Genomic DNA, 15,910 nt, shown 5'->3' with positions numbered 1-15,910 from the left:
GGAAGTCGGGTCAGCCGAGGCGGTCGGATTCGTCCAATCCCTCGAATCCCTCGAATTCGTCGACCTCGTCCTGGGCGAGGTCGAGGAGAGGGAAGTCGGAGGGGGTGTGTCCCCCCGATGCCGGGGCCACGGTGTGGGCCGCGAGGCCGCCGAGCATGTCCGCCCAGGCCCGCCCGAGCCGTTCGGCGTCCACGTCCTCGACCAGTCGGGCCGGCCAGTTGACGGTGAGGGTCAGCTCGGGGCCGCCCGGGGCGTCCCGGACCATCGCGCCGACGTCCAGCAGGTGCCGCAGCGGGGTCTCCGGGTCGACCGAGCCTCCGATCGCGTTCCCCGCGGCCATCTGCCAGGCGCCGCCGCCCCGGCCTTCCGCCGTGTCGGCGGCGAACCGTCCCATGTAGGTGAAGTTGATCTGCGGGGTCGGGGCGGCTGCCAGGACGGGGGCGGTCTCGGGGTTGAGATGACGCAGGAGGGCGTGGCCGAGGCCGTCGCCGGGCACCGCGCGCGCCTGCTCCTTGACCGCCTTCAGAAGTGCACCGGCGGCGGGACCGCCTACCCTGACCTGGGCCAGGTCCACTCCTGCGGTGCCCAGCCGCACCGGGTGCGCGCTGGTGAACCAGCCGACCGTACGCGACAGGTCCACGCCATCGTCCAGCGACTTGCGACCATGCCCCTCGATGTCGATCAGTACATCGGTGTCGCCGTCGCCTCGCCAGTACGCGACCGCTGCTGTCAGCGCGGCCAGCAGCACCTCTTCCACCCCACAGTGGAACGCGGTCGGTGTGTGCGCCAGTAGGGTCTCCGCTTGGGACGCGGGTACGGCCCACGATCGGCGACGCAGGGTCCGTACGGTATCCAGCGCGGCATCTAACTCTCCACCTGTCAGGGGTAGTTGGTGCTCGCCCAGCAGGGCCAGCCAGCCGTCCAGCTCGGCGGCCCGCCGCTCGCCGGTCGCCTCCGCCGTCAACTGCTCCGCCCAGCGGCGGAACGAGGTCCCCACCGGATCCAGGTGTGGCACCCGCCCGGCAACCGCCGCCTCGCACGCGGCTCGCAGGTCCGGCACCAGGATCCGCCAGGACACCCCGTCAACCACCAAGTGATGGGCTGCTAGCACTAGTTGCCCGGTCCGGCCGGGGCCGCTGTCCACCCATACAGCCTGGGTCATCACCCCGGAAGCGGGATCGAGGCGCTCCACGGCCTCGTGCGCGACGGCCTCCACGCCGCCCGCACCGAGGTCTGCCGCAGCGACCCGTGCGACCAGGCTCCCGGCATCGACCGATCCCCGCTCGCCGACGATCAGCTTCGGTTCGCCGGGGACCGTGCGGGCCCGCAACATGTCGTGCGCGTCCAGCACGGCTCCGAGACCGGCCGCCAGTACGTCGAGGCCCAGTCCGGCCGGGGCACCGAGGATCACCCACTGCGCGAAGTCGGGCTGCGCCGCCCGCTCGCCCAGCGCCCGCATGACCGGCGTCCAGGGCACCTCCCCCATACCGCTGTCGGCCGTCTCGGCCGTCTGTCCGGCCACGGACACGACCTGCGCGAGCCGCTCCGGTGTCTTCTCCTCGAACACCTGCCGGGATGTCACCACAAGTCCGGAGCGGCGAGCACGTGACACCAGCTGCATGGAGCTGATGGAGTCGCCGCCCAGTTCGAAGAAGCCGTCCTCGACACCTACGCGGTCGAGCCCCAGAACCTCGGCGAACAGTCGGCTCAGTGTGCGCTCGGTCTCGGTGCGCGGCCCACGCCCGGTCACCCGGGCTGCGAAGTCCGGTGCGGGCAGGGCGGCCCGGTCCACCTTGCCGTTGACCGTCAGCGGCAGAGCATCCAGGACCACAATCGCCGCAGGAACCATATACGCGGGCAGCCGATCAGACACGTACGTACGCAGAACCCGCGCGTCGATACCCGGCCCGTCCGCAGTCACGTATCCGGTCAACCGCTTGTCACCAGGCCCGTCCTGACAGGCCACCACCACGGCCTGCGCCACCGCCTCGTGGCCGGCCAGAACCGCCTCGACCTCACCCAGCTCCACCCGGAACCCACGGACCTTCACCTGCTCGTCCGCACGCCCCACGAACAACAACTCACCCCCGGACGACCACCGGACCAGATCCCCCGTCCGGTACATCCGCCGCCCACCCTCACCGAACGGACACGCCACGAAGCGTTCCGCCGTCAACTCCCGCCGGTGGAGGTACCCCTGCGCGAGGCCAGTGCCCGCCACGTACACCTCGCCCACCACTCCTGGCGGGACCGGCTGCAAGAACGCGTCAAGGACGTACACCTGCCGGTTCGCCAGCGGCCGGCCGATCGGCAGCACCGAGCCACCCCTCACACCCACCGGCAGCACATGCCACGTCGCACACAACGTGACCTCGGTCGGGCCGTACAAGTGCCTAACCTGGACCCCGGGACACACCTCACGCACCCGCGCCACCGACCCCGCAGGCACCACATCCCCACCGGTCAGCACCTCACGCAACCCCGCGAAACACTCCGCAGACTCCTCCGCGAGCACACGGAACAAACCAGCCGTCACATGCAACCGCGTCACGCCCCCGGCCACCGCCTCCCGCACCCGCCCCGCATCCACCGCACCCCGCCCGGCCACCACCACCCGGCCACCCGCCACCAACGGCACCCACACCTCGAACAACGAGATGTCGAAAGCATGCGGCGCGTGCATCAACACCGCGTCACCCGCGTCGACCGACCAGCCCCGGTCGCCGACCAGCCCCGCCACGCTTCCGTGCGGCACCGCCACACCCTTCGGCACCCCCGTCGACCCGGACGTATACATCACATACGCCAAGTCCTCCGCACCCACGCGACTCCCTGTCGCCATGGGTCGGCAGCGGGCGACCGCCGCCGCCACCTCGGCGTCATCCAGGACCACCGGCCGGGCCGCCATGCCCTCCGGCAGGACTTCGCGCGTCGCTCCGGTGCACACCACCGCCGCCGGATCCGAATCCGCGAGCAGCAGCGCCACCCGCTCGGGCGGGTACTCCGGGTCGACCGGAACGTAGGCGGCTCCCGCCTGCCACACCCCCAGCAGCGCCACCAGGAGATCGACCGACCGCTCCATCACCACCGCGACCCGATCACCCCGACCCACCCCCAGACCAACCAAATACCCGGCCAGGCGACCCGCCGCGTTGCTCAACTCCTCATACGACAGAGCGCATCCGCCATCGACCACCGCTAGCGCACCCGGAGCGCGCTCCACCTGACGGGCAAACAGTTCCGGCACCGACACACCCGGCACCCGCGCCCGCGTCGCATTCCAGGCCTCCACCACCAAACCGCGCTCCACCACACCCGCGACATCCACCCGCCCCACCAACACCGCCGGATCCGCCACCAGCTGTTCAAGCACCCGCACCAGGCGCTCGCCCAGTTCGCGGACGGCTCGCTGGTCGAACAGGTCGGGGCGGTAGGTGAAGCGGACGTGGAGGCGGTCGGCCATCAGGACGCCGAGGGTCAGTGGGTAGTTGGTCGCCTGTTCGCCCGGCGAGACGGTGAAGGCCGGGGTGTCGGGGGCGGTCGGCTCGGCGGGTGGGGTGGGGTAGTTCTCATAGACCACGAGCGTGTCGAAGACCGCGCCGGGGCCGGCCAGCTTCTGGATCTCGGAGAGGCCGAGGTGCTGATGCGCCATGAGCGCCGCCTGGCGTTCCTGGAGCCACGCCAGCATCTCGGCGACCGGCTGACCGCCGTCGAGCGGCACGCGTACCGGCAAGGTGTTGATGAGCAGGCCCACCATCGACTCGACGCCCGGCAGTTCCGCGGGGCGGCCCGCCACGGTCGCGCCGAACACCACGTCCGTACGCCCGGTGAGTCGCGCCAGGACCAGGGCCCACGCGCCCTGCACGATCGTGTTCACGGTCAGGCCCTGGGCGCGGGCCGTCTCCGCCAGGGCCCGGGTGGTGGCCTCCGGGAGGCGCACCAGGTGCTCGTCGGGCAGTACCGGCGCGCCGCCCGCGTCGGCCGGGGCGACGAGGGTCGGCTCGTCGGACCCGGCCAGCTCCGCTCGCCACGCCGACCGTGCCGACTCCTTGTCCTGTTGGCCGAGCCAGACCAGGTAATCCCCGTACGAGGACGCCCTCTTGAGCGCGGACGCGTCTCCGCCCGCCGCGTAGACCTGGGACAGCTCACCCAGCAGGACGGGCATCGACCAGCCGTCCATCAGGAGGTGGTGCGAGGTCACGATGAGCCTGTGCCGGTTCTCGCCGAGCCGGATCAGCAGCAGCCGGAGCAGTGGCGGGACCGCCAGGTCCAGTCGTTCCGCCCGTTCCCGTGCGGCCAGCGCCTCGGCCCGGGCCGGGGGGTCGGCCGCGGGGCGCGTGGACAGGTCGGCCTCGCGCCAGGGCAACGACACATGCCGGGTGATGAGTTGGACCGCCTCGCCCGACTTCCTGCGGTGGAAGCTCGCGCGGAGCGCCGCGTGCCGGTCGAGGAGCGCTTCCCATGAGGTCCGAAACCTGCGGGCGTCCAGGGGGCCTTCGATGTCCAGGGTGAACTGCACGGCGTAGACGTCGGGGCCCCGGTCGTCGAAGTCGGCGTGGAACAGCAGGCCCTCCTGGAGCGGGGACAGCGGCCACACTCCCGCCAGGGCGGAGCCGTGGGACGAACTCGCCGAACGCTGCGCGGCGGCTGATGACTTCACCGGGACAGGCCCTCCTCAAGGTCGGCTGCTATCGCTTCGAACTGGTCGACCTCGTCCTGTTCGAGGTCGAGGAGGTGGAAGTCGGAAGGGGTGTGACCGCCCGCCGTCGGCTCGTCGGTGTGCGCGGCGAGACCGTCGAGCATCGCTACCCAGGCCCGGCCGAGGCGCTCCACGTCGGTCTCGTCCAGGAGCCGTCGCGGCCAGCTGAGCGTCACGGTCAGTTCGGGCCCTTCCGGGGTGTCCGTGACTACCGCGAGGCCCTCGGCCACGTGCATCGCCGGCAGGTCCGGTTCGGTGGAGCCGCCGATCGCCGCGGCCCCGGCCTGCTGCCAGTCGTCGACGGTGCCCGCCGCCCCGGCGGCGAACCGGCCGAGGTAGTTGAAGCCGATCTGCGCGGTCGGCGCGGCCGCGAGGACCGGGCCCGTGTCGGGGTTGAGCCTGCGGAGCAGTTCGTAGCCGAGGCCGTCGCCGGGCACCGCCCGGACCTGCTCCTTCACGGCCTTCACCAACGTACCCGCCGAGGGCCCGCCGGCCATAGCGTCGTCCAGGTCGGCGCCGGTCACCGCCAGGCGGACCGGGTGCACGCTGGTGAACCAGCCGACGGTACGGGACAGGTCCGCGCCCTCCAGCGGCTCGCGGCCGTGACCCTCGACGTCCACCAGGAGCCCGTCGGCGGTCCCGGGCCGCCAGTGCGCGACCGCTCCAGCCAAGGTCGCGAGGAGCACCTCGCGCACGCCGCAGTGGAAGGCTCCCGGAGTGCGGCCCACCAGGGTGGCCGCCTGCTCCGAAGGCAGGGTCCACGAGCGTCGGCGCAGGGTCATCGCGGTGTCCTGCCCCGGATCCAACGCACGTTTGCCCAGCGGCGGTTGAGGGTCTCCGAGCAACGCGGTCCAGTCGGCCAGCTCGGCGATCCGCCGGTCGTCGCGGGCCTGCGCGGTCAGCAGGTGCGCCCAGCGCCGGAACGACGTACCGACCGGGTCGAGCGCCGGTTCGCGCCCGGCGGCCGCCGCCTCGCACGCCGCCCTGAGGTCCGGGAGCAGCACCCGCCAGGACACTCCGTCCACCACCAAGTGGTGGACGACCAGCACGAGGCGGCCCGTTCGTCCGGGCCCGGCGTCCACCCACACGGCCTGCGCCATGACACCGTGCGCCGGGTCGAGGCGGCGTGCCGCCTCGTGGGCCGCCCGTCCCGCCACCTCGTCCAGCGTGCCGGGGTCCTCCATCAGCATGTCGGCGCCCACGGGTGCGTCCGCCTCGGGTACGCCCGCCTGCGGTGTGTCCGCCTCGGGTACGGGTTCTCCCACGCCCATCGCGTCCACACGCGCGACGAGGCTTCCGGCGTCCACCGATCCCCGCTCGCCGACGATCAGCTTCGGCTCACCGGGAACGGTCCGCGCCCGCAGCATGTCGTGCGCGTCCAGCACGGCTCCGAGACCGGCCGCCAGCACGTCGAGGCCGAGCCCGGCGGGTGCGCCGACGGTCATCCACTGGGCGAAGCGGGCGCCGGCCGCGCGCCCGCCGAACGCCCGCATCACCGGTGTCCAGGGGACCTCTCCGACGCCGATGTCGGTGACGGCGCGTTCCGCCGCGCCCACCGCCTCGACGACGGCGGCGAGGCGCTCGGGCGTCTTCTCCTCGAACACGTGCCGGGGCGTCATGACGAGTCCCGCCCGGCGCGCCCGGGACACCAGTTGCAGGGAGCTGATCGAGTCGCCGCCCAGCTCGAAGAAGCCGTCGTCGGCGCCGACCCGTTCGAGCCCCAGCATCTCGGCGAACAGATCGCACAGGACACGCTCGGTCTCCGTGCGCGGCTCCCGGCCGAGGACGCGCTCGGCGAAGTCGGGCGCGGGGAGCGCGGCCCGGTCCAGTTTGCCGTTGGCGGTCAGCGGCAGGGTGTCCAGGACCAGGACCGCCGTCGGCACCATGTGGTCCGGCAGCAGGTTCGCGGCGTGCGCGCGTACGGTCCGCCCGTCCACCGCCCGCGGGTCAGCGGCCACATAACCGATCAGTCGGCGCTCGCCCGGGCGGTCCTCGCGGATCGTCACCACGGCCTCGCGAACCCCCGGGCAGCCGGACAGGGCGGACTCGATCTCGCCGGGCTCGATCCGGTGGCCGCGGACCTTCATCTGGTCGTCGGCACGCCCCGCGAAGACCAGTTCGCCCTCGCTGGTCCACCGCACCACGTCGCCGGTGCGGTACATCCGCTCCCCCGCCCCGAACGGGCTAGCGACGAACCGTTCCGCCGAGAGGCCGGACCGGCCCAGGTAGCCGCGTGCGAGGCCGGCGCCGGCGACGTACAGCTCGCCCGGCACGCCCACGGGCACCGGCCGCAGGGACGTGTCCAGCGCGTACACCCGGGTGTTGGCGATGGGGCCGCCGATCGGCGCCGTGCCGTCGCGCTCGCGCTGGACCGCGCTCACCGTGGAGATGATCGTCGCCTCGGTGACGCCGTACTGGTTGTACATGGCGCGGCCCCGCTGCCAGCGGCGGCGTGCCTCGGGCGGCATCGGCTCACCGCCGATGATCAGCAGCCGCAGCTCCGGTACGTCCTCCGCCTCCATGTGCAGCAGGTACGTGGGGGTCGTCGCCAGGTGGGTGACGCGCCGCGCCCGCATCAGGCGGGTCAGTTCGTCGCCGGACGCGTCCAGCTTCGAGGGCGCGAGGACGAGCCGCGCGCCGGCGCACAGCGTCGGCCAGATGTCGGCCATGGAGACGTCGAAGCTGGGTGAGACGAGTTGCAGGACGCGGCTGTCCTCGTCGAGCGCGTACCGCCGAAGGTTGTCCTCGACGACGTTACGCAGGCCGTGGTGGGAGACGGCGACACCCTTCGGCGTGCCCGTCGAGCCCGAGGTGTAGATCACGTACGCGGCATTGTCCCCGGCCAGGGACGCCTGGCGCTCGGTGGGCCGCAACGGGGTGGCCGGGTACGACGCCACATCCTGGACGACCGTCGGGTCGTCCAGGACCACGATCCGGGGCGCGGAGCCTGTGCGCTCCGCCGTGTTCGAGTGGCGCGCGGTCTCCGCCGGGACCGCAGTTTCCGTCGGGACCGCGGATTCCGCGGGGATTGCAGCTTCCGCCGGGATCGCACCCCGTGTCGCCTTCGTGCACAGCACCACCGCCGGATCGGAGTCCTCCAGCAGGTGCGTTACCCGGTCCGCCGGGTACTCCGGGTCCACGGGTACGAACACCCCGCCGGCCATCGCGACCGCGACGAGCGCCACCACCAGCTCCACCGACCGCTCGGCCACGACCGCCACCCGGCACTCCGGCCCGACGCCCGCGCCGGTCAGGTACCGCGCGAGCCGCGCCGCTTCGGCCGCCAACTCCCGGTAGGTCAGGGCGTTCTCTCCGTGCTCGCCGGATTCGACCGCCACCGCGTGCGGGGACCGTGCCGCCCGTTCCTCGAAGAGGTCGACGACCGTCGCGGGGGGCACCGGGACGGCCGTGTCGTTCCAGCGCTCCACCACCTGTGCTCGCTCGTCCGCCGTGAGGACGTCCACCTCACTGAGCCGGATATCCGGATCAGCGGCCACCTGCTCCAGGACGCGCACCAGGCGGTCGGCCAGCTTCCGGGCCGTGTCCTCGTCGAACAAGTCGGTGGCGTAGAGGATTTCGCCGTCGAGGCCGGCCGGGGCGCCGGACGTGTCGCGCCGTTCGACCATGGACACCGCCAGGTCGAACCGGGCCGCGAGGCGGGGCGGCGGCGGTGCCGGGCTCACTCGCGCGCCGGGCAGGTCCCAGGTGGCCTCGGGCACGTTCTGGAGCGCCAGCATCACTTGGAACAGGGGGGTGCGGGAGAGGGACCTGGACGGGTTGAGTTCCTCGACGAGGCGTTCGAAGGGGACGTCCTGGTGGGCATAGGCCGCCAGGTCGGTGGCCCGCACCCGCTCCAGCAGCTCGGCGAAGGTCGGATCACCGCTCAGATCCGTACGCAGCACCAGCGTGTTCACGAAGAACCCCGCCAGCTCCTCCAACGCCGCATCACCACGCCCCGCCACCGGCGTCCCCAACGGAACGTCCTCCCCCGCCCCCAACCGCGCCAGCAGCACACCCACCGCCGCATGCACCACCATGAACATCGTCGCCCGGCCCCGCCCCGCCACCTCCACCAACCGCGCATGCGTCCTTGCACCCGCCGCCACCGGCACCAAACGCCCCTCAAACGACGGCACCACAGGCCGCACACGATCCACCGGCAACACCAACTCCTGCGGCACGCCCTCCAACACATCCCGCCAAAAAGCCAACTGACCACTGATCACACTCGCCGGATCATCCAGCCCACCCAGAACCTCCCGCTGCCACAACGCGTAATCCACGTACTGCACCGGCAACGGCCCCCACCCAGGCACACCCCCCTCACACCGAGCCGCATACGCCACCTCCAAATCCCGCGCCAACACCCCCATCGACCAGCCGTCAACGGCCACATGATGTGCCACCACCGACAACACGAACTCACCCGGACCCACCACCAACAACCACACCCGCCACGGCACATCCACCCGCAGATCGAAGCCGCCGCCCAACTCCTCCGCGAGGGCCTCGGCCACCAGATGCTCGTCGGACTGCACGATGGTGAAAGGCGGATGCCCCTCCCTCCCCCGCAGAATCCGCTGGTGCGGGACACCGTCGAGGTCGGGGAAGACGGTGCGCAGGCTCTCGTGCCGGTCCGCCACGTCACCGAGCGCCGCCTCCAGGGCAGCCACATCCAGTGCGCCTGAAATGCGCAGGGTCAGCGGCAAGTTGTACGCGGCGGACGCGCCCGGGACGGACTCCTCCATGCGGTTCAGGAACCACATCCGCTGCTGCGCGAACGACAACGGCACCACATCCGGCCGCGACCGCCGACACAACGCGACCCGCCCCTCCCCCGCGGGCGCACTCCCGCCCGCGTCCACGAGGCGGGCCAGACCCGCCACGGTCGGCGCCCCGAACAGTTCGCCGATCCCCACCTCGATCTCCAGCACCGCCCGCACCCGGGAGATCAGCCGCATCGCCAGCAGCGAATCCCCGCCCAGCTCGAAGAACCCGTCCTCCGCCCCGACCCATTCGAGGCCGAGCACCTCTCCGAACAGGCCGCACAGGATCTCCTCGGTCTGCGTACGCGGTTCCCGGCCCGAGGCCCGGGGAGTGAAGTCCGGTGCCGGCAACGCGGCCCGGTCCAGCTTTCCGTTCACCGTGAGCGGCAGCACGTCGACGACGAGCAGGGCAGCCGGGACCATGAACTCCGGCAGTCGCGAGGCCACTTGGTCCCGGATCTGGCGGGGGTCGATGTCGTGCCGCTCCTCCGGTACGAGATAGGCGACCAGGCGGCGATCGCCCGGCCGGTCCTCGCGCACCACGGCCACGGCCTGCCGGACCCCGGGCTGCGCGGCCAGCGCCGCCTCGACCTCGCCCAGCTCCACCCGGAAACCACGGACCTTCACCTGGTCGTCCGCGCGTCCGGCGAACAGCAGCTGCCCGTCGGCCGTCCAGCGGGCCAGGTCCCCGGTCCGGTACATGCGCCCACCCGCACCGGGCCCGTCCGCGCCGATCCCGTCCGCCGCGGCGAAGGGGCAGGCCACGAACCGCTCCGCCGTCAGCCCGGGCCGCCCCACATAGCCGCGCGCCACGCCGGGCCCCGCGATGTACACCTCACCCACCACGCCCGGCGGCACGGGGTGCAGGGAGGCGTCGAGTACGTACGTCCGCATGTTGGCCAGCGGTCGTCCGATCGGCGGCGGCTCGTCGCCCGCCCCGATTCCGGCGTCCACCGGCCCGACCGTGGCCATCACGGTCGCCTCGGTGGGTCCGTACGTGTTCCAGACCCGCGCCTGTGGTGTCCACCGGCTCGCCAGGCCCGCGGTCAGCAGCTCCGCGCCGAGAACCCAGTTCCGTACGCCGGGCACGTCCGCCGGATCCAGCACGCTCAACAGGGACGGCACCACACTTGCCGTACTCACCCCGGCGGCGTCGATCATCCGGGCCAGGGCCGCGGGCTCGGCACGTTCCCGGCTCGACGCGATGGCGAGCGTGCCGCCCGCGGCCAGCGTCACCGCCACGTCCAGCACCGCCGCGTCGAAGCTGAACGACGCGAACTGGAGCACGGCCACGCCCTCGGACACGCCGAGCACCGGCCGCATGGCCGCCGCGAGGTTCGCCACTCCGTCGTGCGCCACGGCCACTCCCTTGGGGCGGCCCGTCGAGCCTGATGTGTAGATGACGTAGGCGAGTTGGCCGGGCAGGACGGTCGTGGCCAGGGGGGCGGCGGGTTCCGCCGCCAGCTCCGCCACGGTCCGCGCCTCGTCGAGGAGTACGACCTTCGCCGCCACCGGTACGTCGGCCAGGGTGGCGGCCGTGCCCAGGACCACCCGTGCACCGCTGTCGGCCACCATGAACGCGAGCCGGTCCGCCGGATACTCCGGGTCCAGCGGCACGAACGCGCCGCCCGCCTTCCACACCGCCAGCTCGGCGACGACCATGTCGACACCGCGCGGCAGACACAGACCCACCCTGGCCTCACGGCCCACGCCTCGCCCCGTCAAGTAGCGGGCCAGTTGGTTCGCCCGCGCCTCCAACTCCCGGTACGACACCACGTCCTGGCCACACCGCACCGCCATCACGTCCGGCGAGAGGCCCGCCCGCAGCTGGAACCGTTCCGGCACCAGTGCGTCCGGGGCCGCGACCGCCGTATCGTTCCAGCGCTCCACCACCTGTGCTCGCTCGTCCGCCGTGAGGACGTCCACCTCACTGAGCCGGATGTCCGGGTCGGCGGCCACCTGCTCCAGGACGCGCACCAGGCGGTCGGCCAGCTTCCAGGCCGTGTCCTCGTCGAACAGGTCAGCGGCCAGCAGTACGTCACCGTCCAGGCCGGCCGGTGCGCCCCGCTCGTCGCGCCGCTCGGCGAGCGTCACCGCGAGGTCGAACCGCGCGGCCGGCGCGACCATCGGCAGCGGACACACCCGGGTGCCCCGCAGCTTCCACTCGGGGTCTGGGAGGTTCGGCAGGGCCAGCATCACCTGGAACAGTGGATTGCGGGAGACGGAACGAGAGGGGTTCAGTTCTTCCACGAGGCGTTCGAAGGGGACGTCCTGGTGGGCATAGGCCGCCAGGTCGGTGGCCCGCACCCGCTCCACCAGCTCGGCGAAGGTCGGATCACCGCTCAGATCCGTACGCAGCACCAGCGTGTTCACGAAGAACCCCGCCAGCTCCTCCAACGCCGCATCACCACGCCCCGCCACCGGCGTCCCCAACGGAACGTCCTCCCCCGCCCCCAACCGCGCCAGCAGCACACCCACCGCCGCATGCACCACCATGAACATCGTCGCCCGGCCCCGCCCCGCCACCTCCACCAACCGCGCATGCGTCCTTGCACCCGCCGCCACCGGCACCAAACGCCCCTCAAACGACGGCACCACAGGCCGCACACGATCCACCGGCAACACCAACTCCTGCGGCACGCCCTCCAACACATCCCGCCAAAAAGCCAACTGACCACTGATCACACTCGCCGGATCATCCAGCCCACCCAGAACCTCCCGCTGCCACAACGCGTAATCCACGTACTGCACCGGCAACGGCCCCCACCCAGGCACACCCCCCTCACACCGAGCCGCATACGCCACCTCCAAATCCCGCGCCAACACCCCCATCGACCAGCCATCGACAGCCACGTGATGTGCCACCACCGACAACACGAACTCACCCGGACCCACCACCAACAACCACACCCGCCACGGCACATCCACCCGCAGATCGAAGCCCTCACTCAGCTGCTGGGCGAGCACCTCCGTCAGCCGCTCCTCACCGATCGGCGTGATGGTCAAGGAGGGGCGCGCGCTCGTGAGCACCCGCTGGTAGGGGATGGCGGCGGTGTCGGGGTAGACGGTGCGCAGGCTCTCGTGCCGGTCCGCCACGTCACCGAGTGCCGCTTCCAGGGCAGCCACATCCAGTGCGCCTGAAATGCGCAGGGTCAGCGGCAAGTTGTAGGCGGCGGACGCGCCCGGCACCGAGTCCGCCATACGGTTCAGGAACCACATCCGCTGCTGCGCGAACGACAACGGCACCACATCCGGCCGCGACCGCCGACACAACGCGACCCGCCCCTCCCCCGCGAGCCCATTCCCTTCCTCATCCACCAGCCGGGCAAGCTCTGCCACGCTCGGCGCGCCGAACAGTGCGCCGATGCCCAGCTCCACGTCGAGGACCGCACGCAGCCGTGCCACCAGCCGCATTCCCAGCAGCGAGTCCCCGCCCAGCTCGAAGAACGACACGTCGGCGTCGACCCGCCCCAGGCCGAGGACCTCGCCGAACAGCCCGCACAGCACGTCCTCCACGGGGGTCGCGGGGCCACGGCCGCCGCCCGCGCCCAGGAAGCCGGGAGACGGCAGGGCGGCCCGGTCGAGCTTGCCGTTCACGGTGAGGGGCAGCTCGTCGAGGAGCAGCACGGCGGCCGGGACCATGTACTCGGGGAGCGCCCTGGCCACGTGCTCCCGCAGCAGCCGGGGGTCCGCGTCATGTCCGCCGTCGGGTACGACGTAGCCGATCAGCCGCTTGTCGCCGCCGGGGCCGCTGTCCTGCCGGGCCACCACGACCGCCTGGGCCACCGACGCGTGCCCGGCGAGGACCAGCTCGACCTCGCCGGGCTCCACACGGAAACCCCGGACCTTCACCTGCTCGTCCGCGCGCCCCGTGAACGTCAACTCGCCCTCGGGCGTCCACCGCACCAGGTCGCCGGTGCGGTACATCCGCCCGCCGTCGCCGAAGGGGCACGCCACGAACCGCTCCGCCGTCAGCCCCGGGCGCCGCTGATACCCCCGCGCCAGGCCCTCCCCCGCCACATACAGCTCGCCCACCACACCGGCGGGGACGGGCCGGAGCGCCGCGTCGAGGACATACACCTGACGGTTGCCGAGCGGGCGGCCGATCGGCAGCACCTGACCGCCCGCCGCGCCAGCGGGCAGCTCGTGCCACGTCGCGCACAACGTGATCTCGGTCGGGCCGTACAGGTGCCGTACCACCACCTCCGGGCACGCCTCCCGCACCCGCGCCACCGCCCCGGCCGGCACCACGTCGCCACCCGTCAGCACCTCGTCGAGGCCCGCGAAACACTCCGGTGACTCCTCGGCGAGCACCCGGAACATCCCCGCCGTGACGTGCAGCGCCGACACACCCTCCGCGACCGCCGCCCGGATCCGCCCCGCGTCCACCACACCCGGCCCGGCGATCACGACCCGGCCGCCCGCGACCAGCGGCACCCACACCTCGAAGAGCGACACGTCGAAGGCGTGGGGCGCGTGCATCAGCACCGCGTCGTCCGCGCCCACCGGCCAGCCCGCGTCGGGGGCCACCAGCGCCGCCACACCCGCGTGCGGCACCGCCACGCCTTTCGGCACCCCCGTCGATCCCGAGGTGTACATCACGTACGCCAGGTCCTGTCCACCCACCGGGACGGCGGGGCCGTCGATCCGGCACGCGGCGACGGCAGCCCGCACCCGGGGCTCGTCGAGGACCACCGGCTCCACCCCGGCGCCCACGGGTATCGCCCCCCGGAACGCCTCCGTGCACACCACCGCCGCCGGTTCCGAGTCGGCCAGCAGGAACGCCACCCGCTCCGCCGGATACTCCACGTCCACCGGCACGAACGCCGCGCCCGCCCGCCACACCGCGAGCAGCGCGACGATCAGCTCCGCGGATCGCTCCATCACCACCGCGACCCGGTCCCCGCGCCGCACCCCGACACCCGCCAGATACGAGGCGAGTCGGCCCGCGGCGGCATCCAACTCGCCGTGGGTCAACGTGTGATCGCCGTCGACGATCGCCACCGCGTCCATCGACCAGCCGAGCTGACGGGCCAGCAGAGCGGGCACCGAGTCCGCGGCGACCGGACGCCCGGTCGCGTTCCACGCCCGCACCACCGCGTCACGCCCGGCACCGTCCATCGCCTCGACGCGGCCTACCGGCAGCGACGGATCCCCGACCGCGCTCTCCAGGAACGTCAGGAACGACCGGTGTGCCGCCCGGAGCCAGTCGCGGTCGTACAGGGCGGGGTTGGCCTCGAAGGTGACCCGCATGCCCTCGCCCTCGGACCAGCCGCTCACCAGCACGCCGAAGTCCTCGACGCGCCTGTTCGACAGATCGCGGACGACGCCCTGGTGCGCGCCGAACCACAGGCTCTCGCCGGCCGTCGGCATGACGTTGACGGAGGGCCCGAAGTGCCACCGGTCCCCCGCCGGCCAGTTGAGTTCGCGGCGCAGCCGTTCTCCTCGGAAACCCTGGTGGGTGAGGAGGCCGCCGATCTCGCGCCCCGCGTCTCGCGCCAGGTCCAGGAGGGTCGCGCCCGGGGCCACGGGCAGCCGGAGGGGGAGCAGGTTCGCCATCGTGCACGGGGTTCGTCGCGCGTCGTCGCTCGCACGGTCGGGGGCCGGGAGGCCGCGGCCGGACACCGGAAGGCTCAGGACGGCTTCGTCCGACCCCGTCATACGGCCCGTGAAGGCGGCGAACGCCGCGACGACGAGCCTGGGCCAGCTCACCTCGGCGCGGTCGGCCGCCGCGCACAGAGCCGCCACGGCGGAGGGCGCCAGGTGCCCTGTCTCCCGCAGGGCCTCGCGCTCGCCCTCGGACCGTGCGGCCGAGCCGTGTCCGGGAACGTTGACGAGGTCCGGCCGGTCGGCGAAACGGTCGAGCCAGTACTGCCGGTCCTCCGCGTACCGCTCCGACGCGCGGTACGCGGCCTCCTGTTCCAGCAGATCGCCGAGCGAGGCATGTCCGGCCGGTCGCGGAGACCGTCCGCTCAGCATCGCCGTATAGACGTCAGCGAGGCGGCGCGCCACCAGGGAACACCCGAAGACGTCCATCAGCAGGTGGTCGTAGCGCTGGAACCAGATGTACCGGTCGGGGGCCAGGCGGAAGAGGGCGTAGGAGAAGGGGCGAGCGTAGTCGGGGTCCGTCTCCTGGTTCAGTTCCGCTCGCATCCATTCATCGGCGGCGGTTTCAGGATCGTCCTCCGCGCTGAGATCGACGGATTCGAGAAGGGGAAAGCGGAGATGCTCGGGGGCGAGAACCTGCGACACCTTGTCGCCGTCCTCCACGAATCGCACCTGGAGGATTTCGGTTTCACCGACGACGTGCCGCAAGGCCCGGTCAAACACCTGCGCGTCGACCGGCCCCGCTATCCGCACGTACTGGCCGACGCCGTACATGCGACGTGAGCCTTCCACGCGCTGCGCCAGCCAGATTCCTTCCTGGGAATCGAACAAGGGCAGA

Annotated in this window: 2 protein-coding genes; both read right to left on the bottom strand. The window is 72.3% G+C overall.

Annotation, left to right across the window (positions count from 1 at the left end; genetic code table 11):
• Positions 1-10: 10 nt before the first annotated feature.
• Positions 11-4,660, bottom strand: coding sequence for a non-ribosomal peptide synthetase (locus CP975_RS31985; RefSeq protein WP_150477626.1), 4,650 nt, complete (start codon positions 4,658-4,660; stop codon positions 11-13).
• A complete protein-coding gene (locus CP975_RS31980; protein WP_167532765.1) occupies positions 4,657-15,903 on the bottom strand; it encodes a non-ribosomal peptide synthetase in 11,247 nt (3,748 codons plus the stop codon). The genes CP975_RS31985 and CP975_RS31980 overlap by 4 nt, the downstream gene beginning before the upstream one ends.
• Between the last annotated feature and the right edge of the window lie 7 nt (positions 15,904-15,910).

Origin of the sequence: Streptomyces alboniger (genome assembly GCF_008704395.1) — a bacterium.
In the GTDB taxonomy this organism is placed as follows: Bacteria; Actinomycetota; Actinomycetes; order Streptomycetales; family Streptomycetaceae; genus Streptomyces; species Streptomyces alboniger.
The sequence above is the reverse complement of the archived record's forward strand: the minus strand, read 5'-3'. Positions and strand labels throughout refer to the sequence as shown.